The sequence below is a fragment of the Hymenobacter caeli genome (assembly GCF_013294115.1).
Lineage (GTDB): Bacteria > Bacteroidota > Bacteroidia > Cytophagales > Hymenobacteraceae > Hymenobacter > Hymenobacter caeli.
Map to the genome: position 1 here is coordinate 46,494 of NZ_JABSNP010000020.1, position 23,769 is coordinate 70,262.

At 65.1% G+C, this 23,769-nt stretch carries 20 protein-coding genes; 12 read left to right on the forward strand and 8 right to left on the reverse strand.

Annotated elements, in window-relative coordinates; genetic code table 11:
• Positions 1-26 precede the first annotated feature (26 nt).
• Both HNP98_RS17820 and HNP98_RS17825 read left to right on the forward strand, forming a co-directional pair.
• Entirely contained in the window at positions 27-1,178 is a 1,152-nt protein-coding gene (locus HNP98_RS17820) for a PepSY-associated TM helix domain-containing protein (RefSeq protein WP_173811532.1), read from the forward strand.
• A 24-nt stretch (positions 1,179-1,202) separates the two neighbouring features.
• On the forward strand, positions 1,203-1,574 hold the full coding sequence (locus tag HNP98_RS17825) for a DUF6686 family protein (protein ID WP_173811533.1): 372 nt from the start codon (positions 1,203-1,205) through the stop codon (positions 1,572-1,574).
• A 4-nt stretch (positions 1,575-1,578) separates the two neighbouring features.
• On the opposite strand, the gene HNP98_RS17830 is transcribed toward HNP98_RS17825, so the two are convergent.
• The 3 genes from HNP98_RS17830 to recQ form a co-directional block, all read right to left on the reverse strand.
• Positions 1,579-2,007, reverse strand: coding sequence for an EamA family transporter (locus HNP98_RS17830; protein ID WP_173811534.1), 429 nt, complete (start codon positions 2,005-2,007; stop codon positions 1,579-1,581).
• A 60-nt stretch (positions 2,008-2,067) separates the two neighbouring features.
• Positions 2,068-2,460: a GxxExxY protein gene (locus tag HNP98_RS17835; RefSeq protein WP_173811535.1), complete on the reverse strand. Its 393-nt coding sequence runs from the start codon at positions 2,458-2,460 to the stop codon at positions 2,068-2,070.
• A 91-nt stretch (positions 2,461-2,551) separates the two neighbouring features.
• Positions 2,552-4,759 carry a DNA helicase RecQ gene (gene recQ, locus HNP98_RS17840; RefSeq protein WP_173811536.1) on the reverse strand — a complete coding sequence of 736 codons (2,208 nt, stop codon included), beginning with the start codon at positions 4,757-4,759 and terminating at the stop codon, positions 2,552-2,554.
• A gap of 120 nt (positions 4,760-4,879) precedes the next feature.
• On the opposite strand from recQ, the gene HNP98_RS17845 reads away from it, so the two are divergent.
• The 3 genes from HNP98_RS17845 (at position 4,880) to HNP98_RS17855 (ending at position 7,561) form a co-directional block, all read left to right on the forward strand.
• Complete coding sequence (locus HNP98_RS17845) at positions 4,880-5,875, forward strand: KpsF/GutQ family sugar-phosphate isomerase (protein ID WP_380267544.1); 996 nt, start codon at positions 4,880-4,882, stop codon at positions 5,873-5,875.
• Between the two features lie 43 nt (positions 5,876-5,918).
• The gene (locus HNP98_RS17850; protein WP_173811537.1) at positions 5,919-7,001 is read left to right on the forward strand and encodes a mannose-1-phosphate guanylyltransferase; all 1,083 of its coding nucleotides are present in this window, start codon (positions 5,919-5,921) and stop codon (positions 6,999-7,001) included.
• A 122-nt stretch (positions 7,002-7,123) separates the two neighbouring features.
• Positions 7,124-7,561: a hypothetical protein gene (locus HNP98_RS17855; protein WP_173811538.1), complete on the forward strand. Its 438-nt coding sequence runs from the start codon at positions 7,124-7,126 to the stop codon at positions 7,559-7,561.
• 99 nt (positions 7,562-7,660) lie between these two features.
• On the opposite strand, the gene rlmB is transcribed toward HNP98_RS17855, so the two are convergent.
• Both rlmB and HNP98_RS17865 read right to left on the reverse strand, forming a co-directional pair.
• Positions 7,661-8,734 (reverse strand): 23S rRNA (guanosine(2251)-2'-O)-methyltransferase RlmB, encoded by a 1,074-nt coding sequence (gene rlmB / locus HNP98_RS17860; RefSeq protein ID WP_173811539.1) that lies wholly within the window; start codon positions 8,732-8,734, stop codon positions 7,661-7,663.
• The gene (locus HNP98_RS17865; RefSeq protein ID WP_173811540.1) at positions 8,677-9,957 is read right to left on the reverse strand and encodes a GWxTD domain-containing protein; all 1,281 of its coding nucleotides are present in this window, start codon (positions 9,955-9,957) and stop codon (positions 8,677-8,679) included. The genes rlmB and HNP98_RS17865 overlap by 58 nt, the downstream gene beginning before the upstream one ends.
• Before the next feature lie 520 nt (positions 9,958-10,477).
• Between HNP98_RS17865 and HNP98_RS17870 the strand changes: the two genes are divergently transcribed.
• Positions 10,478-11,791, forward strand: a complete 1,314-nt coding sequence (locus tag HNP98_RS17870; RefSeq protein ID WP_173811541.1) for an O-antigen ligase family protein — start codon at positions 10,478-10,480, stop codon at positions 11,789-11,791.
• Between the two features lie 167 nt (positions 11,792-11,958).
• On the opposite strand, the gene HNP98_RS17875 is transcribed toward HNP98_RS17870, so the two are convergent.
• From HNP98_RS17875 to HNP98_RS17885, 3 genes are all read right to left on the reverse strand, one after another.
• Positions 11,959-14,955 (reverse strand): glycosyltransferase family 117 protein, encoded by a 2,997-nt coding sequence (locus HNP98_RS17875; RefSeq protein ID WP_173811542.1) that lies wholly within the window; start codon positions 14,953-14,955, stop codon positions 11,959-11,961.
• 192 nt (positions 14,956-15,147) lie between these two features.
• Entirely contained in the window at positions 15,148-15,810 is a 663-nt protein-coding gene (locus HNP98_RS17880) for a T9SS type A sorting domain-containing protein (protein ID WP_173811543.1), read from the reverse strand.
• 146 nt (positions 15,811-15,956) lie between these two features.
• Positions 15,957-16,715, reverse strand: a complete 759-nt coding sequence (locus HNP98_RS17885) for a biotin--[acetyl-CoA-carboxylase] ligase (protein ID WP_173811544.1) — start codon at positions 16,713-16,715, stop codon at positions 15,957-15,959.
• Positions 16,716-16,781: 66 nt separating this feature from the next.
• Here HNP98_RS17885 and rsfS point away from each other — a divergent pair, with 66 nt between their 5' ends.
• The 6 genes from rsfS (at position 16,782) to HNP98_RS17915 (ending at position 23,769) form a co-directional block, all read left to right on the forward strand.
• Positions 16,782-17,162, forward strand: coding sequence for a ribosome silencing factor (rsfS, locus tag HNP98_RS17890; protein ID WP_173811545.1), 381 nt, complete (start codon positions 16,782-16,784; stop codon positions 17,160-17,162).
• Positions 17,163-17,352: 190 nt separating this feature from the next.
• Complete coding sequence (gene ftsH / locus HNP98_RS17895; RefSeq protein ID WP_173811546.1) at positions 17,353-19,476, forward strand: ATP-dependent zinc metalloprotease FtsH; 2,124 nt, start codon at positions 17,353-17,355, stop codon at positions 19,474-19,476.
• Positions 19,477-19,900: 424 nt separating this feature from the next.
• Positions 19,901-20,596 (forward strand): LutC/YkgG family protein, encoded by a 696-nt coding sequence (locus HNP98_RS17900; protein WP_173811547.1) that lies wholly within the window; start codon positions 19,901-19,903, stop codon positions 20,594-20,596.
• Positions 20,597-20,665: 69 nt separating this feature from the next.
• Positions 20,666-21,451, forward strand: coding sequence for a UDP-2,3-diacylglucosamine diphosphatase (locus HNP98_RS17905; protein ID WP_173811548.1), 786 nt, complete (start codon positions 20,666-20,668; stop codon positions 21,449-21,451).
• The gene (locus HNP98_RS17910; RefSeq protein ID WP_173811549.1) at positions 21,441-22,403 is read left to right on the forward strand and encodes an NHL repeat-containing protein; all 963 of its coding nucleotides are present in this window, start codon (positions 21,441-21,443) and stop codon (positions 22,401-22,403) included. The genes HNP98_RS17905 and HNP98_RS17910 overlap by 11 nt, the downstream gene beginning before the upstream one ends.
• 202 nt (positions 22,404-22,605) lie before the next feature.
• Positions 22,606-23,769 carry a zinc-dependent alcohol dehydrogenase gene (locus tag HNP98_RS17915; RefSeq protein ID WP_173811550.1) on the forward strand — a complete coding sequence of 388 codons (1,164 nt, stop codon included), beginning with the start codon at positions 22,606-22,608 and terminating at the stop codon, positions 23,767-23,769.

Genomic DNA, 23,769 nt, shown 5'->3' on the forward strand with positions numbered 1-23,769 from the left:
GCTATTAGCCAACAGCCAAACACAAAATGACCCTTAAAAAAGCCGTCGGCCAACTTCACCTCTGGCTCGGCCTCGCGTCGGGGCTGGTGGTGTTCGTCGTGAGCTTGACGGGGGCCATTTACGTGTTTCAGGACGAGATTCGCGACGCCACCGAACCGTGGCGCTGGGCCGCCGCGCCGGCCGCCGGGGCCCCGCTGCCGCCCGCGCGGCTGCAAGCGGCCGTGGTGGCGCGGCACCCGGGGGCCCAGCCGTCGTGGACGGCCTACTACGGGCCCGGCCGCGCGGCCACGGTGGCCTTCGCCGACCGGGCCGGGGCCCAGTACCTGGCAGCCTTGAACCCTTATACCGGGCAGGTGCTGCACGAGCAAAACCTGCGGCGCGACTTTTTCACCATTGTGGAGGCCATCCACACGTCGTTGCTGCTGCCGCCGCCGGTGGGCGGGTGGGCGGTGGGCGTGGCCATCGCCATCTTTTTGGTGCTGCTGGGCACGGGGCTGGTGCTGTGGTGGCCCAAGCGCCGGCACGAGCGGCTGCAGCGCCTGCGCGTGAAGTGGGGAGCGCCGTGGCGGCGGCGCAACTACGACCTGCACCAGGTGGTCGGCTTCTACGTGGCCGCGGGGGCGTTCGTCGTCGCGCTCACGGGCCTGTTCATCAGCTTTGGCGCGTGGCAGCAGGCGGCCAGCACCCTGGCCAACGCCGGCCGCCACTACCCCCTCGAAGAAATTCCGCCCCGCCCCGCCCCGCTGGCGGCGGCCGGGGCCCCGTCCCAGCCGCTGCTCGATGCGGTGTACCGGCAGGTGCGGCAGCGCTCGCCCACGGCCGACATGGTGCTCATCGGCCCGGTGGCGGGGCCCCGCGAACCCGTGTACTGCTTGGCCTACCAGCGGGCGCTGCACTACTACCACCGCGACGAGTTCTACTTCCACCCCGTGTCGGGCCGGCTGCTGCGGGCCCTGCCCCACGCGGGCAAAAGCGCCGGCAAAAAGCTCGGCGACCTCAACTACGACCTGCACACCGGCCAGCTGCTGGGCCTGGGCGGCAAAATCGTGGCGCTGCTGGTCAGCCTGATTTGCGCCAGCCTGCCCGTCACCGGCACGCTGCTGTGGTGGGGCCGCCGCCACAAGGCCCGCCCGCGGCCCGCCGCCCGGGGCGCGGCCGTACCGGTTCCGGCCCGCTAACCCATTATTTTCAGGGTAATTCTCATGGCGAAGTTCTTGCACCACAACGCGTTTGGCTACTGTGTGCGCTGCCCGCGCACCGGCTACCTGCACCTGTGCTTTGGCCCGGTGGCCATGGCCCTCACGCCGGTCGAGTTTGCCGGCTTTCGCGAGTCGGTGGCGGCCACGGCCTACCAGGTGGCCCAGCACCCCGTAGCCGACGCCGGGGCCCGCTGCGTGGCCCTGCGCACCCCCGCCGAGCGCCTGGCCCTGGTGTTCACCCGCGCCGAGCTGGCCCAGCTGCAAGAGCTGGTGGAGATGACGGCTTTGCTGCTCGAAACCGAAACGCTGCTCGGCGGGCCCCCGCCCGCCGGCTACTGCGCCGGCTGCCCCAGGGGCGGCGGCGACCCCCAATAGGCCGCTACTTGCCGGGCTCCGACAGGGCAATGACGACGGCCCCGCCCACCATCAGGGCGGCCCCCAAGGCCACCTGCCAGTTCAGCTTTTCTTTGAGGAACACGGCCGCTAGCACGATGGCAAACACCAGCGACACCTTGTCGAGCGGCGACACCCGCGAGGCGTCGCCCAGCGACAGCGCCCGGAACGAAAGCAGCGACGACACGCCCGTGAGCACGCCCGCGGCCAGCAGAAGCAGCCAGGTTTTGCGCTCAATGCGCCCAATTTCGGGCCACAGGCCCTGCCACGCCACCGCGCTCCACGCCACCACAATTATCAGCACCGACTGCACGGCGAAGGCCAGGCTCGGCGGCACATTCTTGATGCCCGCTTTGGATAAAACGACCACAACAGCCGTGACCAGCGCCGCCAGCAAAGAAAATACTATCCACACAAGACCACAGATTTAACGGATTTTTTTGGGGTTTCGCGCCTTTTTTTACCTGGCCTCTTATTACTTGGCGGCTTTTACGAATCGTTTGAATTCCAGGCTGGGGGTGCCGAAATTTATTAACAGGGCAACCGGGATTTTGAATACTTCAAGGTAGTTGATAAGCTGGGCATGGTACGCAGGCAATATGCAGGAGGCGGCCTTTATTTCAACAACTACCCGCCCATCAACAAAAAAATCGACCCTGCGGGAGCCGAATTTCTCGTCTTCGCAGTAAACGGGCAACTCAATCTCTCGCTCCGCCCGCAATTCTTGTTTAAATAGTTCGGTGGCCAACGAACGCTGGTAAACGACCTCTAAAAACCCACGCCCTAATTTGCGATGCACCGTCATCGCGCAACCAATTATCTTGTGCGTCAGCTCGTTGTATTCCGCCAAATCAACCAACTGCGTCATAAATAATCAAAAAAGTACACCCCGATCATACAGGAGTGGACCCGCAAAAAAATCCGTTAAATCCGTTAAAAATCCGTTGAATCGGTGGTCCTTAGTTCGCCACTTCGCTCAGAAACTTAACCCGCACCAGCCGTACTTCTTCTTCCGTGAAATCGTCGGTGCCCAATTCTTTCAGGGCCACGGCGATGTTGTCGGTGCTGGCCTTCATGAAGTAGTCGTAAATCTCGTCCTGCTTGTCCTCGTCCACCATTTCTTCCAGGTAGTAGTCGAGGTTGAGGCGGGTGCCGGCGTAGCAGATGTGCTCGATTTCCTCCATCAGCTCGCCCATGCCGATGCCTTTCGACGAGGCAATGTCTTCCAGCATGGTTTTTTTGTCGATTTGCTGAATGACGTAGATTTTGATCTTCGAGCGGTTCACCGCCGACTTGATTATCACGTCGTCGGCCGTTTCGATGTCGTTGTCCTCCACGTACTTCTTGATGGCCGCCACGAACGGGGCCCCGAACTTCTGGGCCTTGCCCTGGCCCACGCCCGCCACGTGGGTCAGGTCGCTGAGGCTGGTGGGGTAGGTGGTGGCCATCTCCTTCAGGCTGGGGTCCTGGAAGAGCACGTAGGGCGGCAGGTTCTTCTGCTTGGCCACCTGCTTGCGCAAGTCTTTGAGCAGCACGAACAAGGCCTCGTCGTGGCCGGCCGCCTGCTGCACCTCTTCCTTGTCCTCGTCGGCTTTCTGTTCGGCCTCGAAGTTGTGGTCTTTGGTGAGGGTAATGGGCTGCGGGTTTTCGATGAAGTCCAGGCCCCGGTCCGTCATCCGCACCAGGCCGATGCTGTCGATGTCCTTCTCCAGCAAGCCGTTGAGCAGGCACTGGCGCAGCACCGAGTGCCAGAACTGGGCGTCGCCCAAGGCCTTGCCCTGGCCGTACACCGGCAGGGCGTTGTGGGCGTAGCTCTCGATGTGGGGGTTGCTGAGGCCCAGCAGCACCTGGCCCACGTGGTTCAGGTTGAAGCGGGCCTCGGTTTGCACCACGGCCCGCAGGGCCAGGCCCACGGCTTCCTGGCCCTCGAACCGCTCCTTGGGGTGGCGGCAGTTGTCGCAAAAGCCGCAGTCCTGCTCCAGCGTCTCGCCGAAGTAGTGCAGCAGCTGCCGCCGCCGGCACACCGACGATTCGGCGTAGTTCGTCATCTCGGCCAGCAGCTGGTGGGCGTTGTCGCGCTCGGTCACCGGCTTGTCCTTGCTGAACTTCTCGAGCTTCAGGATGTCGTCGTAGCTGTAGAACATCAGGCAGTTGCCCTCCAGGCCGTCGCGGCCGCCGCGGCCGGTTTCCTGGTAGTAGCCCTCGATGCTCTTGGGCACGTCGTAGTGCACGACGAAGCGCACGTCGGGCTTGTCGATGCCCATGCCGAAGGCGATGGTGGCCACAATCACGTCGCAGTCCTCGCTCAGAAACGCGTCCTGGTTGGCCATGCGCGTGTGCGGGTCGAGGCCGGCGTGGTAGGGACGGGCCCGCACGTCGTTCACGCGCAGCAGCTCGGCAATTTCCTCCACCTTCTTGCGGCTCAGGCAGTAAATAATGCCCGCCTTGCCCTTGTGCAGCTTCACGTACTGGATGAGCTGCTTCTTGGTGTTGTGCTTGGCCCGCACCTCGTAGTACAGGTTGGTGCGGTTGAACGACGTTTTGAACACGCCGGCGTCGTCCATCTGCAGGTTTTTCTGGATGTCGAGCTGCACCTTGGGCGTGGCCGTGGCCGTGAGGGCAATGATGGGAATGTTGCCCCCCAGGTTGTCGATGATGCCGCGAATCTTGCGGTACTCGGGCCGGAAATCGTGGCCCCATTCCGAGATGCAGTGGGCCTCGTCGATGGCCACGAACGAGATGTTCGTCTTTTGCAAAAAGGCGATGGTGTCGTCCTTGGTCAGGCTTTCGGGGGCCACGTAGAGCAGGCGCACGGCCCCGCTCATCACGTCTTTGCGCACCCGCGTCATCTCCGTTTTGGTCAGCGTCGAGTTGTACACCTGGGCGTTCACGCCGAAGGCCCCGAGCTGGTCCACCTGGTTCTTCATCAGGGCGATGAGCGGCGAGATGACGATGGCCGTGCCCGGCACCACCAGGGCCGGCAGCTGGTAGCACAGGCTTTTGCCGGCCCCCGTGGGCATGATGACGAAGGTGTTGCTGCCGCTCAGCACGTTGTGAATCACCGCCTCCTGGGTCCCCCGGAACTGGCCGTAGCCGAACACTTCTTTCAGGGTATGCTTGAGGGTTGCCACCCGTTCGGGGGCTTCGGCCAGAGCTGGTGCGGGCATAGCGTAATTTAGGGCAGGTGAATTGGTGAGAGTGGGGCGCTGGTAACGAAGATAAGCACCAGCGCTTCTTAAAGGCCGATTTTGTTCATTTTAAGGTAATTTTGAATAAAAAACTGCGTGATTTCTGCCCCCGCCGCCGCCCTGGCCCCCCCCGACCTGCTGCGCATCGCCCGCCAGGTGCTGCACGAAGAAGCCGCCGCCCTCTACGGCGTGGCCGACGCCGTGGGGGCCACCCCCGATTTTGCCCGCTGCGTGGCGGCCATCCTGGGCCTCACGGGCCGCGTGGCGGTGACGGGCGTGGGCAAAAGCGCCCACATCGCCGGCAAAATCGTGGCCACGCTCAACGGCACCGGCACGCCGGCCCTGTTCATGCACGCGGCCGACGCCCTCCACGGCGATTTGGGCATGATTCAGGCCCAGGACTTCGTGCTGGCCATCAGCAAGAGCGGCGACACGGCCGAAATCAAGGTGCTCGTGCCGCTGCTGCGCCGCCGGGGCGTGCCGCTGGCCGCCTTGGTGAGCAACGCCGACTCGTACCTGGCCCAGCAGGCCGACTACGTGCTGCACGCCCCCGTGGCCCGCGAGGCCTGCCCCAACAACCTGGCCCCCACCACCAGCACCACCGCCGCCCTGGCCCTGGGCGACGCCCTGGCCGTGTGCCTGCTGGAGGCCCGCCACTTCTCGGCCCAGGACTTTGCCCGCCTGCACCCCGGCGGCACCCTGGGCAAGCAGCTCTACCTGACGGTGGGCGACCTGAGCCGCCAGAACCAGCGCCCCCACGTGGGCCTCGACGCGCCGCTGAAGGAGGTGCTGCTGGAGATTTCGGGCAAGCGCCTGGGGGCCACCGCCGTGCTCAACGCCGCCGGGGCCCTGGCCGGCATCATCACCGACGGCGACCTGCGCCGGATGCTGGGCGGGCACCTGACCGACCTGGAAACGGTGCGGGCCCGCGACATCCTCACGCCCGCGCCCGCCACGGTGGGCATCGACGACTTTGCCGCCGAGGCCCTGGCCCGGATGCAGGCCCGCAACATCACCCAGCTGGTGGTCCTGGAAAACGAGCGGTTCGCCGGGTTTATCCACCTGCACGACCTGCTGCGCGAAGGACTGGTTTAAACCGGCCTACCTTGCAGCGGAATATTACTATGCTGTTACCCCTATGAATTCAACCTACCTCGTGGTGATGGCCGGCGGCATTGGCAGCCGGTTCTGGCCCTTTAGCCGCACCACGCACCCCAAGCAGTTCCACGACGTGCTGGGCACGGGCCGCTCCATGCTGCAAGTTACGGTGGACCGCTTCGCCGGCCTGTGCCCGCCCGAAAACGTGTTCGTGGTGACCAACCGCGACTACGCCGCCCTCGTGCACCAGCACCTGCCGCAGCTGCCCCCGGACCAGGTTCTGGGCGAGCCCATCGGGCGCAACACGGCCCCCTGCATCGCCTACGCCAGCTACCGCATTGCCCAGCGCGACCCCCGGGCCACCATCATCGTGACGCCCGCCGACCACGCGGTGGCCAACGAGCCCGAATTTCGACGGGTGATGGCCCTGGCCGTGGACGCGGCCCGCGCCAACGACGTGCTCGTGACGCTGGGCATCCACCCCTCGCGGCCCGACACCGGCTACGGCTACATCCAGTACATGGACGGCCAGAGCCTGCCCGGGGGCCAACTGCACAAGGTGAAAACCTTCACCGAAAAGCCGAACCTGGAGCTGGCCAAGATGTTCGTGGACAGCGGCGACTTCCTCTGGAACTCGGGCCTGTTCGTGTGGCGGGCCGACGCCATCCTGGACGCTTTCCGGCAGCACCTGGGCGACATTGCCGAGGTGTTCGAGGAAGGGGCGGCCGCCCTCGGCACCCCGCAGGAAGACGCCTTCATCAGCGAAGCCTACTCGCGCTGCCCCAACATCAGCATCGACTACGGCATCATGGAGAAGGCCGACAACGTGTACGTGCTGCCCGCGGCCTTCGGGTGGAGCGACGTGGGCACCTGGGATTCGCTGCACCGCATCGGCCAGCAGGACGAAAACGGCAACATGGTGAACGGCGACGTGCTGCTGTACGACACCACCGGCTGCGTCATCAAAACCCCCTCGGAGCGCCTCGTGGTGGTGCAGGGCCTCGAAGACTACATCATCGCCGAGTACGACAACGTGCTGCTCATCTGCAAGCGCAGCGAAGAGCAGCGCGTGAAAGAGTTCGTAGCCGACGTGAAGGCCAAGAAGGGCGCGGGCTACAACTAAACGTTAATAATCAGCTTTTTGTGAAGCTTTTACTCGCTTGTATTCTTGCCGGCAGTAGCTGGCTGCCGACCGCCGGGGCCCCACCGAAACCCGCCACGTTGTGCCAGGCCGGGGAAACGCCTGTGTTTTCCTTCAAAACGAACGGCGGCAAAACAGCCACCCTCTGCCGGGGCCCCAAAGGCAGCTACTTGGTGTACCGGTTCGGCACGGCGGCGAAGGTTGAGCTGCAGTACCCCGCGAAGCTCGATGCCAGTAGCTGGCGAAAGTTCACGTACTGGTTTTACACGCGTGGGGGCGGCGCTCACAATTCCGGCATCGAAGATTACCGGCTTACGTTCGAAAATAACGGCGTGCAGTACACGCTCTCCGACCAGACCACGGCCTTCTACAACAAGCAGCAGGAGGAGGATTACCGCCGCGAAGTAGCTGTGGTAGTAACTGTGAAGGGTAAGGATGTTACCATTGCGGGTAATCTGGGAACTACGGTGGGCGAACTGGTGGCCGTGACCCATGACCACAAGGTGAAGCTGGATGAGGACATGATGGTAGCACCCTACTAAACGAAAAAGCCCCGGCTCTGCGCAGAGTCGGGGCTTTTCATATCTCCGGGTCTATCAATCGTGCGGGCGGATTAGCTGCGTTCCACTCACAATGTCGGACTAGGCGTTCACCCGCTGGCGGGCTACCTCGAACAGCATGATGCCCGCCGCTACCGACACGTTGAGGCTCTGAATCTGGCCGGTCATGGGCACTTTCAGGCGCACGTCGGCCAGGCGGAGCAGCTCGGGGGCGATGCCGTCTTCTTCCGAGCCCATGAGCACGGCCACGGGGCCCGAGAAATCGGCGGCGGCGGCGCCCACGGCTTCGTCGGCTTTTTCGGAGCAGGCCACCACCGTCACGCCCGATTGCTGGAGGAAGCGGATGGTGTCCTGCAAGTTGTTTTCGCGGCACACGGGCAGGATGTTGAGGGCCCCGGCGGAGGTTTTGAGGGCGTCGCCGTTGATTTGGGCGGCCCCGTGCGAGGGCACCACCAGGGCCTGCACGCCCAGGCACTCGGCGGTGCGGGCAATGGCCCCGAAGTTGCGCACGTCGGTGATGCGGTCGAGCAGCAGCAGGAACGGCACCTTGCCTTCCTCAAACAAGCCGGCGAGCAGGCCGTCGAGCGGGGCGTAGTCGATGGGCGAGACGAAGGCCACCGCGCCCTGGTGGTTTTTGCGGGTGAGGCCGTCGAGCTTTTCCACCGGCACCTGCTGCACCTGGATGCCCGCTGTGCGGGCCAGGGCCGAGATGTCACCCACGAGGCTGTTTTTGGTGCCGCGCAGCAGGAAGATTTTTTCCAGCGTGCGGCCCGCGTTCAGCGCCTCCAAAATGGGGCGCAGGCCGAACAGCATGTCGATGCTGCGGTCTTGCTGCGGGGCCCGGTTTTCGTAGCGGGGGCGGTCGTCGCCGCGCTCAGCGCGTTCGGGCCGGTCCTGGCGGTAGGGGGGGCGGGCGGCGCCATCGCGGCGGGCGGGGGCATTGCCGCGGTCGGGTTGGTCGTCGCGGTTGTCGCTGCCGCCGCGGCCCCGGGGCTTGGCGCGCGGCTCCGCAGCCAGGTCGTCGGCGGCGTCACGGTCGGGCCGGAACTGTTTGGGCGTGACGGGCCGGTTCTGCTCGTCGTAAAAGCGGCGGCCCGCTACCGGCCGCTGGGGTCGGTTGCTGGGGCGCTCGGGGCGGTCTGTCCTGTTCTCCATTGCTCCACGGCACCGTACCAAGGCTTTTCGTACTCGGGGCGGCGCACTAATTCGTAATTATCAGGCGCAAAGGTACTCGGCCGGGGGCGGAAGCTGAAGGTAAGGGGCCCGCCGGGGCCCACTTGCGCGTAGTACCACTGCTCGTCGCCGGTGGCCAGGCGCTGCACCCGCTGGGGCGGGCCCAGCACCACGTACAGCAGGCCCCGGTCGGTGAGGAAGCCGGCCTTGTGGGCGGGGAAGAGGCGGTTGGCCGCCGCCACGCGGCCGTAGTAGTTGCGGATGAGGACCTTGCCCACGGACTGGTTTTCGTGCGCGGCGGTCAGCCAGAAGCCGTCCACGGCCCGCTTGGGGTCGGGGGCGTTGGCGAGGCGCTGGCGCTCGGCGGTGCTGGTGAGGTAGCGCAGCGGGTCGATGAGCTCGGCGGCGGTGCGCAGGTTGGGGTAGTCGCCGTTGGCCACCAGCAGGGCCAGGGTGCGCGGCACCTGCCCGCCGATGCCGCCCACGTGCAGGGCCATCAGGCTGGGGTCGTCGCAGCGCAGCAGCTGGTTCGAGCGCACGTTCACCGAATCAATCAGGGGCAGCGTGGCGGGGCCCCCGGCCACGGTGGCGGGGTCGGTCATGGGCGGCAGGGCCGCGGTGGGGGGCACGGCGTAGCGCCGCAGCCGCACGGGCTGGACCAGCCCGTAGTTATCGATTCGAAAGGTTTCGCGGGCCCGCACGTAGGGCCGCAGCAGCGGCAGCCCCACCGAATCGGTGATGACGAACGGCCGGGCCAGGCGCTCGGCCGACAGCACCAGCCAGGTAGTGGTGGCCGCGTCCTGGGCGGTGGGCGGGGCCACGGGGCCAATCTGGACTTGCAGCACGGTGCCCGCCGGCACGCGGGCCGCCGCTACGCAGAAGCTGGCCCGCGTGCCGCCGGTGGCGTCGGGCCGCAAGTGCTGCCGTCGGCGCGGAATGCTGTCCTGCCACAGCGGGGCCGGCGCTTCGTAGCCGGCCCAGGCCGTGACGCGCATCGGCTGGCCGGGCCCCGTGGGGGCCCCGGCGGGCAGGCGCACGTACAGGCGCAGGCTGTCGCCCTCGCGGCGGGTGTCGGCCATCACGCGGGGCACGTCGCGGTAGAGGCCAGCAAAATTGGGGCGGGGCAAGGGCAGGGCCTGAGTCTGGGCCACGGCGGCCCGCCCGGGCAGCGCGGCCAGGACCAGCCAAAAGAAAAAACGGTTCATACCGGCGTGTACGTGGTTGACGGATCAAAAATATAAAAAGGACCGGCCCGCGCGCCCACCAACTGGTTTTGGCCGCGCTGCGCCCGGCCGGCAGTCAAAACACTGGGAACCTTGTACACCATTCCCCGCGCCGCCCGCCGGAGAAGGGCCGTGCCGGATGCATTGTTCAGGAAGCGGCGCTAATAACGCGCATTGGCCGCGTCCTTTGCTGCATTAGGGCCAGGGGTAGCCGCGGCCGGGCCGCCGCCGTGCGGCCGGCTGTTGCGTTTCGCCGTAGTATCGCTGGGCGCGGGGGTTACTTTGCGGGCGTTGCGGTGGGCGGTGGGCCGGCAAGTTGGTTACCGCCCACCGCAAATGCGAAGGCCGGCCGCGCAACAAAGTTGGGCCGGCCGATTAATCCGGGCTGGGCCGGCCGCGTTCTAAGAGTCGGCCCGCCGGGCCCCGCTCCGCCGAAACGCGGGGCTGGCCGGTGCAAGAAAGTTGAACCATGTCCGTTTTCTCCCGTCCCTCCGCGTTGTTCATGCCGCCCACCGCTGTCGATTCATCCATGCAGCGCTTCTTTTCGGAGGCGCGGGTCCAGCGGCTGGGGGCGTTCTGGAGCGGCTTGATCATTGTGGGCATTTTTGCTTCGGGGGCGGTGCGGGTGCTGCCCAGCATCGGCGTGGCGGGCTTGTTTCTGACTGGGGTGGGCTACGCCCTGGCCCACCGATGCGTCGCCCAGTGGGCGCGGTGGCCCGAAACGCTGAGTTTCGGATTGATTTACCTGCTGCACGTGGCCTCCGGCCTGTGGCAGGCCCGCCTGGCCGACGCCGCCCTGCAGCAAGACCTGGTGCTTGAGCTGCCGTTTGTGCTGCTGCCGGTTTCGTTTTTGCTGCTGCCCGGTTGGCGGCCCGGCCACAAGCGCTTACTGTGGCTCGTGCTCATCGGCTGCTGCCTGGCCGCGGCGGCGGGGGCCGCGGCCAACTACTGGCACCACCACGAAGAAATCAACCGGCTCTACCTGCAATCGCAGGTGATGCCCACCGCCCCCGACCACATCCGCTTCAGCCTGCTGGTGAGCATGGCCGTGCTGGCGGGGGCCGTGCTGCTGGCCACCGGCCGGCTGCCCAAGCGCCTGCGCCACGCGCTGCTGGGCGCGGTGCTGCTGCTGTTCCTGTTCCAGCACCTGCTGGCCGTGCGCAGCGGCCTCGTCACGATGTACGCGGCCATCGCCCTGGGGCTGGGGTGGCTGGGGTGGCAGCTTGGGCGCTGGAAAACCGTACTGGTGGGGGGCCTGGCCATGGCCGCGCTGGCGGGCGCGTGCCTGCTGCTCTTCCCCACGCTACAAAACAAAATTACCAACACCCGCGACGACTCGGCCCGCCTCGAAACGGTGGGCGCGGCCAATAATTACTCCGTCACGGCGCGGGTCTATTCTTATGCCGCAGCCTGGGGCGTCGTCCGCGCCCACCCGGTGGCGGGCGTGGGCAAAGTGAAGCTGGAAGACGCCATGGCCTGGCAGTACCACGCGCGGTTTCCCGAAATCGGCCCCGAGCACTACCTGCTGCCGCACAACCAGTTCCTCTACAACCTGGCGGCCTACGGGGCCGTGGGCCTGGTGGTGTTCTTGTTCGGATTCTACTACCCGCTGTGGCTGGGCATCCGCCGGCGCAACATCATGCTGCTGCTCATGTACCTCATCGTGTCGCTTTCCTTCACGGTCGAGTACACGCTGGAAACCCAGATTGGGGTACTCACCGGGCTGTTCTTCATCCTGCTGGCCGCCGCGCCCACCGCCCCGCCCCAGCCCGCCCGGCCCCGGCCAACGGAGGGCTTCCTGGCCCGCGCCGGCTAAGCAGTTGGCCGTTAGCTTTTAGCTGCTAGCTGTTAGCTTTCGTTTTATAAACGAGTCAACTACACGATTTTTATTGCATCATTGATTTTGAACAACTTACAAGCAAAAGGCCGGCCCGCAATTACGCGGGCCGGCCTTTTGCTTAACCGGCGCCCATTAATAATGCCCTATTGCCGGTCTTGCAGGTAGGGTTGCAGCACGGCGAAGGCCCGCTGGGCCCGCGCGGTGTCGCCGGCCTGCTGGGCGGCGCGGTACACGTTCTGGAGGTTGATGAGGTGCAGGCGCTGGTCGTAGTCGAACAGGCTGCCGTCGGGCCGGCCGGCGTAGAACGACAGCATCTGGGTGGCGCGGCGCAGCATGGTGTCGAGGATTTCGTCGGCCCGCGCCTTTTCGCCGCCCGCGATGAGGGCCGGCACCAGCAGCGGCGAGTAGTAGTCGTAGGGAATGGCCTTGTCGGGCATCACCTGCAAGCAGAAATCGGCCACCTCCTTGGCCTTGGCCTTGTCGCCGCGCTCGAGGTAGGTGTTGGCGAGGCGGGCAAACTTGTCGCGGTAGTTCGACGGAAACTTGAGGTTGTTCTCGTCGTAAAAAATCTTGTCGTTGGTGAGGCCCCGGTAGCTGAACTGCTTCACCAGCTTGGCGTAGTTGAGGTCGGTTTCCACGTAGCCCTCGTCGCCCTGGGGCGTGTAGTTGGGGTCTTTCAGCGGCAGCAGGCGGTAGGCCAGGCCCTCGAGCTGGAAGTAGGGCTGGAGGTTCATGTAGTCGCTCGGCGTCACGGTGGAGCTGAAGTAGATGGGCCGCTTCCAGTTGTTGGTGGCAATCATGTCCAGAATCACCAGGTTTTTCTTCTCGATGCCGCGCTTGCCCATGCTCCAGTCCATGCGGGCCACGAGCTGCTTGCTCCGGTCCTTCGGCATGATGCCCAGCTGCTTGAAAGCCGTGGTGTCGATGGGCAGGTAGAAATTCGGCGTCGGGAACGACATCATGTTGGGCCCGTTCTCGCCGGACGACACTTGCAGCAGTGGGTTGTTTTGCTCGATGAGCTGAATGAACTGCTTCACGTCCACGTCTTTCACGGCCGGGTTTTGGGCAAAGGGCACGTAGTCGTTGGTGCCCTGGGCGTAGGCTTTGTCGTCCATCGTGATGGGCAGCGGCTGCGAAAGGTACGAGCGGCGCTTCATCTGCTGGATGTACCAGTCGGTGTTCAGGTAGCTGAGCACGGCCACGCGCACGTCGGTGCGGATGCCCTCCACCTCCTGGGCGTACCAGAGCGGGAAGGTGTCGTTGTCGCCGTTGGTGAACAGGATGGCGTTCGGGGCGCAGCTGTTGAGCAGGTTTTTGGCCGAGTCCACCGAGTTGAAGCGGCCCGAGCGGTCGTGGTCGTCCCAGCCCTGGGCCACCAGAATGCCGGGCACCAGCAGGCTCAGGGCCAGGGCGATGGCCGCCCGGGGCCCCTCGGCCTTGACGGTCGAGCGCAGCGCGTCGGCCAGGCCCAGCACGCCCAGCCCAATCCAGATGGCGAAGGCAAACGTGGCCCCGGCAAAGGTGTAGTCCCGCTCGCGGGGCTCCAGCGGCGGCTGGTTGAGGTACACGATGATGGCCAGGCCGGTGAGCAGGAACAGCAGCCCCACCACCAGCGCGTCCTTGCCGTCGCGCCGGCTCTGGAAAAACAGGCCCACCAGGCCCAGCAGCAGCGGCAGGGCGTAGAAGTTGTTGTGCGCCTGGCTCCGGCCGATGCGCTCGGGCAGGGCCGCGCGGCCGGGGCTGAAGGGCGTGACGGTGCCCGCCTGCTGCACGTCGGACTCGCGCCCCACGAAGTTCCACATGAAGTAGCGCCAGAACATGTGCCCCATCTGGTAGCGGAACAAAAACGACAGGTTCTGGCCCATCGTGGGCTTCACGCCGTCCTGGATGTCCACCCACTTCTTGTACTCCTGGATGTGGCCGGGCTCGGGGCTGTAGATGCGCGGCAGCAGCATCTTGTCCTCGTCGGCGTAGGTGTACTCGGCCTGCGGGGGCAGCTCCCGGTAGGTGCCGGTGGCGGGGTCGCGGGCGTAGCGGGCGGCCCCGGGGTCCTGGCCGGTAGGCTGGGCGTTGAACTGCGGGCCGTAGAGCAGGGGCCGCGAGCCGTACTGCTCGCGCTTGAGGTAGCTCACGAAGCTCAGCACGTCCTCGGGGTCGTTCTCGTTGATGGTGGGGTGGTACGACGAGCGGATGGGCACGATGAGGTAGCTCGAATACCCAATCAAAATGAAGGTAAAGCACAGCATGGCCGTGTTCAGCAGCTGGCTCTTAAATTTGAAGGAAAGCCGGAACCCGTACACTATCAGCCCGACAAGGGCCGCCACGAAAATCACCAGGCCCGAGTTGAAGGGCAGGCGCACGGTGTTCACGAAGAAGACCTCGAAGTAGCCGGCCAGCGTGGGCAGGCCCGGGATGATGCCCACCAGCACGGCCGCCAGCAGCACCAGGCACACGCCCATCACCACCACGATGCCCCGGAAGCTGGGGTTGGCGTTGCGGCGGTAGTAGTAAATCAGGCCCAGGGCGGGCAGCGTGAGCAGGTTGAGCAGGTGCACGCCGATGCTCAGGCCGATGACGTAGGCAATGAGCACGATCCACTTGTCGGAGTCGGGCTCGGCGGCGTGGCCCTCCCACTTCAGCATGAGCCAGACCACGGCCGCCGTGCACAGCGACGACATGGCGTACACCTCGCCCTCCACGGCGTTGAACCAGAACGAGTCGGTGAAGGCAAAGGCCAGGGCCCCGATGGCCCCCGCGCCCAGAATGAGCAGCGTGTCGGTGCCGGTGGGCTCCTCCACGGGCGTGTTCACGGCCGAGCGGCGCAGCACCAGCTTGGCGGCCATGCGCGTGATGCTCCAGAACAGGAACAGGACCGTAAAGGCGCTGCTCAGCCCCGAGAGGGCGTTGACCAGCACGGGCACTTTGGTAGTGTCGCCGAACGAGAACAGCGACATCAGCCGGCCCAGCAGCAGGAAGGTGGGGGCCCCGGGCGGGTGCGGCACCAGCAGCTTGTAGGCGCAGGCAATGAACTCGCCGCAGTCCCAGAACGAAGCCGTGGGCTCGAGGGTGCTGAGGTAGGTGGCGGCGGCAATGGCGAACACGAGCCAGCCGACCAGGTTGTTTAATCGTTGGAAACGCATAGAAAAAAAGGAGCGGCCCGTGCCGTTAAGGCCCGCAGACAATGAAAACGGCGCGGGGCGCGGCTAGGAAAGTTCAAAAGTAGGCACAGCGGCCGGGCCGTCCGCCCCGCTGGCCCCGCCGCGCTACGGCCATAAACACCGAAAGCAGCCAAGGGCTGCTTTCGGAGGAAATTAAGAAACGGAGCCGACGGGTCAGTTCTGCAACACCAGGCGCTTGGTGCTGGCCACCTTGCCGTCCACCACTAAGCTGTAGAAGTACACGCCGCCGGGCAGACTGCTCAGGTCCAGGGGCAGGCCAGTGGCGCTGAGGTCGGGGCGCAGGGCCACGGAACGAATCTCCTGGCCGATGATATTGAACAAGCGCAGCTTGTAGTCGGGGCCCGGCCGCTGGCGCAGCTGCACCGTCACGAAGCCGCGGCTGGGGTTCGGGTACAACGTCAGGGCCAGGGCGGCGAGGCGGGCGTCTTCGGTAGCGGTGGCGGTGCCGGTTACCGTGATGGTGCCGCCCATGCCGGTGATGACCCCGTTGGAAAAAGCGCCGTGCGACGTGCAGTGGTAGGGGTACACGCCGGGCGTGTTGAACGGGATGGCCGGCGAGGTGCGGCTGCTGGCGTTCATCTGAAAGAGGGCCCACGCCGGGCTCGGGCTGTCCGACATGGTGGGGTGGCTGGAGGTGCCGGTGGGGTAGCTCCACGTCACCACGTCGCCCACTTTAATGGCGACGTCGCCATTTTGTATCCCGTTGTATGCGTAGTAATTATCGCCAACGGTAATGGTAATCTGGGCCGCGCGGGCCGGTGGGGCCGCCGCGCCCGCCATTGCCAGTAGTAGAAAAAATCGGGTAAAGACTTTCATCGTAAAAACAGAAAAGGATCGTGGTAACTACCTGATTGCCTAAAGATACAGCGCTTTGACTGGAAGACCCCGCTGCACTCGGAATTAGTTCTTAATCAAGCACCGTGCCTTGTTTCTTCTACTCCAAATCCGGCCCGCCGGATTGCCTACACGTGGCGAATTTCCTGCAACCCGAACCAGCGCACGGCCCCGCCGATGTCCACGGCCAGCCGGCCGTCTTCGCCCACCCCGACAATTTGGCCGTGCACGCGCTGGCCGGCCACCTCGAAGGCGTGGGGCTCCTGGTAGCGGTAGAGCACCTGCAAGTAGGCCCGGCGCAGGGCCCCCACCTGGCCGGCCCGCAGCTGGAGGTAGCGGCGCTCCAGGCACTCGAGCAGGTGGGCCGCCAGGGGCCCCAGGTCGTAGGCCCGCCCGGTGAGGGCGGCCAGCGAGCTGGCGGTGGGCACCCCAAAAGCCACCTGGTTTACGTTCAGGCCGATGCCCACCACGCTGTGCTGGATTTTGGGGCCGCTCAGGGCGTTTTCAATCAGGATGCCGCCCAGCTTCTGGGCCCCGTAGTAGAGGTCGTTGGGCCACTTCAGGCGCAGGGCCGGGGCGGGGCCCAGCAGGGCGGCGGCCCAGTCGTGCACGGCCAAGGCCACCGCCTGGCTCAGCAAAAACTGCTGGCCGGCGTCGAGAAACGTGGGGAACCAAACCACCGACAGCGTGAGGTTCTCGCCGGCCGTGGCTTCCCAGCGGTTGCCGCGCTGGCCCCGGCCGGCGGTTTGGTGGCCGGTGGCCACCGTGCAGCCTTCGCTGGCCCGGTTTTCGCCAAGCAGGCGCTGGGCCTCCGCGTTGGTAGAGCCGCAGGCCGGCAACCAAACGAATTGCTGGCCCGTGAACAGGGTTTGGGGACGAATTTCCATCACCTTTGTTGTGTAACTTGCATTAAGGGCCCCGGCCGAACCGGGGCTCAAACCTAATTATATCGTATGAAAAGCACCTTGGTCCGGCAGGATTCGGACACATTGGCAGACATCGTAGTGCGCGGCATGCAGGAGAAGAAAGCCTCCGACATCGTGGTACTCAACCTAAAAGAGCTGAAAAACGCCGTTGCCGACTACTTTATCATTTGCTCGGCTAATTCCGATACCCAAATTGATGCGGTGGCCCGCTCGGTGGAAGAAGAAGTGGAGAAACTGACCGGCGAGTACCCTTGGCAAACCGAGGGCCGCACCAACCGCGAGTGGGTGCTGCTCGACTACGTGGACGTGGTGGTGCACGTGTTCCTGCGCGACCGGCGCAAGTTTTACTCTTTGGAAGAATTGTGGGGCGATGCCCAAATTTCGTACATCGAGGAAGTAACGGCGTAGCCCGGGCCCCCGCGCTGTTTTTAAGCATTTCCGGGATGGATTTTGCCGCCGCCGGTGTTGTACGGCTACCGGGGCAGCCAACGAAACGCGGGCCGGGTGGTTTAGGAAAAAATAAAAACCGCCGGCGCGCGTCTTCCCCTTGGGCACCGTTCCCGTCCCTTCTACTTCGTGCTTTCTAACCTAGTGTCTTATGTCTGATAAACTGCCCAGCGGCAACAACAAGCGGAAAAAGCCAACGCCCAGCCCCACGCCCCGGCCCGGGGTGCAGCTGTGGGTGTTGGCCGGCTTGCTGGTGTTCATGTTCGGGGTGATGTTCGTGAGCAACGTCAACTCCCCCGCCAAAATCAACCAACAGCGGTTCGAGCAAATGCTGGCCGCGGGCGACGTTGAGAAAATTACCCTCTACAACGAGAAGGAAGTGGATGTGGCGCTCACGCCGGCCGCCCTGCGCAAGGCTGAGTACCAGCGCGAAATGGTGCGCAAGTCGCCGTTCGGCGTCAGCGGCGATGCCCAGTTCTACTTTCCGGTTGTCGATGCTAAGCTGTTCCAGGAAAACCTCGACCAGCTGCAAAAAACCAAGCCGGCGGCCCAGCAGCTGCCCCTTAACATCGACGTGCGCGAAAACATCGGTGACTTCGTGGGTCGGTGGGGCCTGGTGGCCTTGCTCGTAGTGGGCTTCCTGTTCATGATGAAGCGCATGGGCGGGGCCGGTGGCCCCGGCGGCCAGATTTTCAGCATCGGCAAGAGCCGCGCCGCCCTGTTTGAAGGCGGCGACAAAGTGAAAATCACGTTCAAGGACGTAGCTGGCCTCGAAGAGGCAAAGGAGGAAGTGCAGGAAATTGTGGAGTTCCTCAAGAACCCCAGCAAATTCACCGTGCTCGGTGGCAAAATTCCCAAAGGGGCCCTGCTGGTAGGCCCTCCCGGCACCGGCAAAACCCTGCTGGCCAAGGCCGTGGCCGGCGAAGCCGACGTGCCGTTCTTCTCGCTCTCGGGCTCCGACTTCGTGGAGATGTTCGTGGGCGTGGGCGCGGCCCGGGTGCGCGACTTGTTCAAGCAGGCCAAGGCCAAGGCCCCGTGCATCATTTTCATCGACGAGATTGATGCCGTGGGCCGCTCGCGCAGCAAGGGCAGCATGCCCGGCGGCAACGACGAGCGCGAGAACACTTTGAACTCGCTGCTGGTGGAGATGGACGGCTTTGGCACTGATTCGGGCGTCATCATCCTGGCTGCCACCAACCGGCCCGATACGCTGGACTCGGCCCTGCTGCGCCCCGGCCGCTTCGACCGCCAGATTAGCATCGACAAGCCGGACATCAACGGCCGCACCGAGATTTTCACGGTGCACCTCAAGCCCCTCACCCTGGGGCCCGACGTGGACGCCCGCAAGCTCTCGGCCCAAACGCCTGGTTTTGCCGGTGCCGAAATTGCCAACGTCTGCAACGAGGCCGCCCTTATCGCCGCCCGCCGCGATAAGAAAATGGTGACCGACCAGGACTTCACCGACGCCATCGACCGCGTGATTGGGGGCCTGGAGAAGAAAAACAAAATCATCTCGCCCAGCGAAAAGCGCATCGTCGCCTACCACGAAGCCGGCCACGCCATCACCGGCTGGTTCCTGGAGCATTGCGACCCGTTGGTGAAGGTGAGCATCGTGCCCCGCGGCGTGGCCGCCCTCGGCTACGCCCAGTACTTGCCCAAGGAGCAGTTTTTGTACAACACCGAGCAGCTCATCGACGAGATGTGCATGGCCCTGGGCGGCCGCGCCGCCGAAGAGCTGGTGTTCGGCAAGATTTCGACCGGGGCCCTGAGCGACCTGGAGCGCATTACTAAGATGGCCTACTCCATCGTGACGATGTACGGCATGAACTCAAAGCTCGGCAACGTGTCGTACTACGACTCGAAGGGCCAGAATGAGTACGGCTTCTCGAAGCCGTACTCCGAAGCTACTTCGCAAATGATTGACGAAGAGGTGCGCACCATTATCGAGCAAGCGTACATCCGCACCAAAGAGCTGCTCACCGAGCGCCGCCACGAGCTGGAAGTAATTGCCAAGGAGCTGCTGGAAAAAGAAGTGCTGCTGCAAGACGACCTGGAGCGCCTCGTGGGCAAGCGGCCCTTCGGCGGCCAAACCAATTACCAGGCTCACATGGCCGGCACCGACCGCAGCGAAACCGCCAGCGAGGTGAAAGGCGAGCTGGCCGCCGGCGGCAGCCTCGGCAGCGACCTGCCCGACCTGCACCTGCCCGGCCTCGACAGCGGCCCGGGCACCAACGAAGCCGCCGCCCCCAGCGGTAGCGCCGTGGCGGGCGTATAGCGCCTCCCGGCCGGAGTTTAGTTTAATAAAAAGCCCCGCTCTCAGCACGAGAGCGGGGCTTTTTGTTAGGTGTGTTGGAGGCCCACCGGCGGGAGTAGCGTTGTACCAAATCAGGGCCGGTTAGTCGTAGTAAGGATGGGTGAGGCAAACCCAGCCGGGCGCAAGGGTGAGCGTAGCGTGCGGCAGTTGGTAAGCGGGGTAAAACGAGTGAAAGAAATATATAGTCATTTGGTAATAAGTAAACTAGGTGAAAATAAAAGGGGTTGAATCCGAGCGTAAAGATATGGTTTGAAACTACGCCCCGCCATCGCATAAACATGCGAGGCAGACCGGACCGATTCGGGCCCCCTGGCCGGCGCGGGGGCGGGCAATCTGCTCCGGCACTGCCCGGCGCTATCTTCGCGGCTCCAGCTTGCTTCACCTCATGGTTCCCGAATCTTCTGCCGCGGCGGCCCGCGCCGCCGTGCTGGCCCGCATCCGCCAGGGGTTGGCGCGGCCCGCCGCGCTGCCCCCGCGCCCCGATTTTGCCGCCCCGGTGCACCCGCCGCTGCCCGCCGACCTCGCCGTGGCCTTCGCCGAAAGCTTCGTGCGCGTGGGCGGCGTGTTTTACTACTGCACGTCTGTAGCGCACTTTATCGGTCAGTTGGGGGCCTACCTGCGCGAGCAGCAAATCGGCCGCCTCTTCGCTTGGGAGCCGGCGCTGCAAAATATGTTGTACCAGGGGCAGGTGCCGTTCGTGGCCGACGAGACGGAATTTTTGCCCCACGCCGACGCCAGCCTGACCACCTGCGAGGCCCTGGTGGCCCGCACCGGCAGCCTGCTGGTGGCCCCCGCCACGCCCAGCGGCCGCCGCCTGAGCGTGTACCCCGACCAGCACCTAGTGCTGGCCCGCCCCGGCCAGGTAGTGGCCGAAATCGGCGACGCGCTGCGCCTGCTGCAAGCCCGCTACGGCGCGGCCCTGCCCTCGATGGCCTCGCTCACCACCGGCCCCAGCCGCACCGCCGACATCGAGAAAACCCTCGTGCTGGGGGCCCACGGCCCGCGCCAGCTGGTGCTGTTTCTGCTCGACGACGACGACGCGGAAGGAGCGTGGGAAGCGGAGAGTGAAGACGTTAACTGAGCATTAAAGGCTATTGATTATTTTCTCTGCTTCCCCATTCCCACCCCTGCTCCTACCAACCGGCCCCGCATGAGCCCGACGAGCCCCACCCTGCCCCCGCTGGCCCTGCCGCCCGGCCGCCGGGTTTATTTCGCTTCCGATTTTCATTTGGGCACGCCCGACGCCGCCGCTTCGGCCGCGCGGGAGCGGCGCATCGTGCGCTGGCTGGAAATGGCGGCCCGCGACGCGGCGGCCATCTACCTGGTGGGCGACCTGTTCGACTTCTGGTTCGAGTACCGCCACGCCATCCCGCGCGGCTTCGTTCGCCTGCAAGGCAAGCTGGCCGAGCTGGCCGACGGTGGCCTGCCGATTTACATCTTCACCGGCAACCACGACCTGTGGATGTTCGACTACTTCCCCCAGGAACTGGGCATTCCCATCCTGCGGGCCCCCGTTACGCAGCAGATTGGCCACCAGCTGTTTCATATCGGGCACGGCGATGGCCTGGGGCCCAAAGACCGCAGCTACAAAGCCCTGAAAAAGGTGTTCACCTCGCCGCTGGCGCACTGGCTCTTTGCCCGGCTGCACCCCAACCTGGGCATCGGCCTGGCCAGCGGCTGGAGCAAGCGCAGCCGCCTCCAGAACACGGAAGCGGACGCCAAGTATTTCGGCGAGGACGAGTGGCTGCTCGTGTACTGCCGCGAACTGGAGGCCCGCCAGCACCACGACTACTACATCTTCGGCCACCGCCACCTGCCCCTCGACCTGGCCGTGGGCCCCGGCAGCCGCTACGTCAACCTGGGCGAGTGGGTCAATTATTGCTCTTACGCCGAGTACGATGGCAACACCCTGGCTTTGCGGTATTTTGAGCAGTAGCCCGCCGGTGGGCGCGAAAGCCCTGGGCCTGGCCGTGCTGTTGCTCGGGGCCGCCCCGGGGGCCCGGGGCCAGGCCACCGTGCCCAACGCCGCGTCGGTGGCCCCGGCCGCCGTGGTGGCCCCTACCGAAACCCCGCGCCCGGCGGCGGGCACTTCGGTGGGCGCGGTAGCCGCCCCCGCCGAAGTGCCCGCCGCCGGGGCCTGGGCCCTGGTGCGCACCCTGCGCCTGCCCAACCCCGGGGCCGCTTCGCTCGACCGGCGCGGGGGCTTGTACGTGGCCGATGCCGACAACAACATCCGCCAGTTCGGGCCCGAGGGCCTGCCCCTGAACACCTACGCGCCCACCCAGCCCGGCCACGTGGCCCAGCTCGAAGCCTTCAACCTCAACACGACCCTCGTTTTTTACGACGACCGCCAGCAACTGGTGCTGCTCGACCGCTTCCTGGCCCCGCTCAGCGAGCTGCGGCTGGCCGACTACCTCGACGGCACCGTGCGGGCGGCCACCCTGGCCCCTGACAACCAAATCTGGCTGCTGGACGAGAGCACGCTGGCCCTGCGCGAGTTCGACCCCAGCACCCTGCGCCTGGTGCAAAACACGCCGCTCGACCTGCTCATCGGCCGCACCCGGCCCGATTTCCGCTTCCTCCGCCAGTACCAGAACAACACGTACCTAGTGGACAAGACAACGGGCGTGTACGTGTTCGATAACCTGGGCAACTACAAAAAAAAACTGCCCCTGCCCGGCCTGAACACGGTGGGCTTCCGGGGCGACGAACTGTACTACCTGGCCGGCGGCCAGCTGCGGTTTTTCCACCTCTACAACCTCACCGAGCGCACCGTGGCCCTGCCTTCGGGAACCAACACCGGGGCCCTGCGCCAGGTGCTGGTGGGGGAGAAGTTTGCCTATTTGTTCACGGCCCAGGGCGTGGCGGTGTACCAGCTGCCGCTTTAGCTGTCATGCCACTCTAGCTATTAGCTGCTGGCTGTTAGCTGTTAGCTTTTATAGACGGATGTGGCCGTAAGCTGAGAGAAAAAAGCTAACAGCCGGTAGCCAACAGCCAAGCAGAAGCTGGGCCCTAGTAACCCTTGCGCAAAACGGGCCGTTGGCCGGGGAGAAATCCTGTCCTTTTCCCCGCCAACCCAACCCCGTTTCCATGCAAGCGCTTGTGTACCACGGTATGAAAGACGTGCGCGTCGATACCGTCGAAGACCCTAAAATCGAGGATGGGCGCGACGCCATCATCCGCGTGACGAGCACGGCCATTTGCGGCTCGGACCTGCACATTTACAACGGCAGCCTGCCCCAGCCGCGGCCGATGGTGCTCGGCCACGAGTTCATGGGCATCGTGGAGGAGGTGGGCCGGGGCGTGGGCGGCAAGCTGAAGGTGGGCGACCGGGTGGTGGTGCCCTTCCCCATTGCCTGCGGCACCTGCTTTTTCTGCAACCACGACCTGCCCGGCCACTGCGAAAACTCCAACCCCGACCACTACGGCCCCGAGGGCGGCCTGCTGACCGAAAAAGGCGGGGCCCTGTTCGGCTACACCGACCTGTACGGCGGCTACAACGGCGGCCAGGCCGAGTACGTGCGCGTGCCCTACGCCGACTACGGCCCCCGCGTCATTCCCGACTCGCTCACCGACGACCAGGCCCTGTTCCTGACCGATATTTTCCCCACCGGCTACTCGGCCATCGACTGGGGCAACGTGAGCGGCGGCGAAACGGTGGCCATTTTCGGGGCGGGCCCCGTGGGCATCATGGCCGCCAAAAGTGCCTGGCTGCGCGGCGCGGCCCGCGTGGTTATCGTCGACACGCTCCAGTACCGCCTCGACATGGCCAAGAAATCGGCCAGCGTGGAAACCATCCTCTGGGAAAGCCACGACGACGTGGTGAAGCAAATCCGCGACATGACGAGCGGCCGCGGGGCCGAGGTGTGCGTGGACGCCGTGGGCTTCGAGCCCGACCGCAGCCTCGCCGACCGCGCCAAGGCCGTGCTGAACCTGGAAAAGGGCTCGCCCAAAATCATTGAAACCTGCCTGAGCGCCGTGCGCCGCGGCGGCATCGTGTCGGTGGTGGGCGTGTACGCCACGCCGTTCGATAACTTCCCGGTGGGCCAGTTTTTCGACAAGGGCATCACCATCCGCGGCGGCCAGGCCCCGGCCCAGAAGCACATCGACAAGCTCCTCCAGTACGTCATCGACGGCAAGGTGCAGCTCGACGACATCATCACCCACCACCTGCCCCTGGCCGACGCCGCCCACGGCTACGACATCTTCCGCAACAAGAAGGAGAACTGCGTGAAGGTGGTGCTGAAGCCGTGA

What these genes read in the sequence shown, in the direction of transcription:
- HNP98_RS17835 (WP_173811535.1), bottom strand. Translation starts at nt 2,460, where the DNA reads ATGACGCAGTTGGTTGATTTGGCGGAATACAACGAGCTGACGCACAAG.
- rsfS (WP_173811545.1), top strand. Translation starts at nt 16,782, where the DNA reads ATGAAAAGCACCTTGGTCCGGCAGGATTCGGACACATTGGCAGACATC.
- ftsH (WP_173811546.1), top strand. Translation starts at nt 17,353, where the DNA reads ATGTCTGATAAACTGCCCAGCGGCAACAACAAGCGGAAAAAGCCAACG.
- HNP98_RS17850 (WP_173811537.1), top strand. Translation starts at nt 5,919, where the DNA reads ATGAATTCAACCTACCTCGTGGTGATGGCCGGCGGCATTGGCAGCCGG.
- HNP98_RS17865 (WP_173811540.1), bottom strand. Translation starts at nt 9,957, where the DNA reads ATGAACCGTTTTTTCTTTTGGCTGGTCCTGGCCGCGCTGCCCGGGCGG.
- HNP98_RS17820 (WP_173811532.1), top strand. Translation starts at nt 27, where the DNA reads ATGACCCTTAAAAAAGCCGTCGGCCAACTTCACCTCTGGCTCGGCCTC.
- HNP98_RS17880 (WP_173811543.1), bottom strand. Translation starts at nt 15,810, where the DNA reads ATGAAAGTCTTTACCCGATTTTTTCTACTACTGGCAATGGCGGGCGCG.
- HNP98_RS17825 (WP_173811533.1), top strand. Translation starts at nt 1,203, where the DNA reads ATGGCGAAGTTCTTGCACCACAACGCGTTTGGCTACTGTGTGCGCTGC.
- HNP98_RS17900 (WP_173811547.1), top strand. Translation starts at nt 19,901, where the DNA reads ATGGTTCCCGAATCTTCTGCCGCGGCGGCCCGCGCCGCCGTGCTGGCC.
- HNP98_RS17870 (WP_173811541.1), top strand. Translation starts at nt 10,478, where the DNA reads ATGCCGCCCACCGCTGTCGATTCATCCATGCAGCGCTTCTTTTCGGAG.
- HNP98_RS17875 (WP_173811542.1), bottom strand. Translation starts at nt 14,955, where the DNA reads ATGCGTTTCCAACGATTAAACAACCTGGTCGGCTGGCTCGTGTTCGCC.
- recQ (WP_173811536.1), bottom strand. Translation starts at nt 4,759, where the DNA reads ATGCCCGCACCAGCTCTGGCCGAAGCCCCCGAACGGGTGGCAACCCTC.
- HNP98_RS17915 (WP_173811550.1), top strand. Translation starts at nt 22,606, where the DNA reads ATGCAAGCGCTTGTGTACCACGGTATGAAAGACGTGCGCGTCGATACC.
- HNP98_RS17905 (WP_173811548.1), top strand. Translation starts at nt 20,666, where the DNA reads ATGAGCCCGACGAGCCCCACCCTGCCCCCGCTGGCCCTGCCGCCCGGC.
- rlmB (WP_173811539.1), bottom strand. Translation starts at nt 8,734, where the DNA reads ATGGAGAACAGGACAGACCGCCCCGAGCGCCCCAGCAACCGACCCCAG.
- HNP98_RS17885 (WP_173811544.1), bottom strand. Translation starts at nt 16,715, where the DNA reads ATGGAAATTCGTCCCCAAACCCTGTTCACGGGCCAGCAATTCGTTTGG.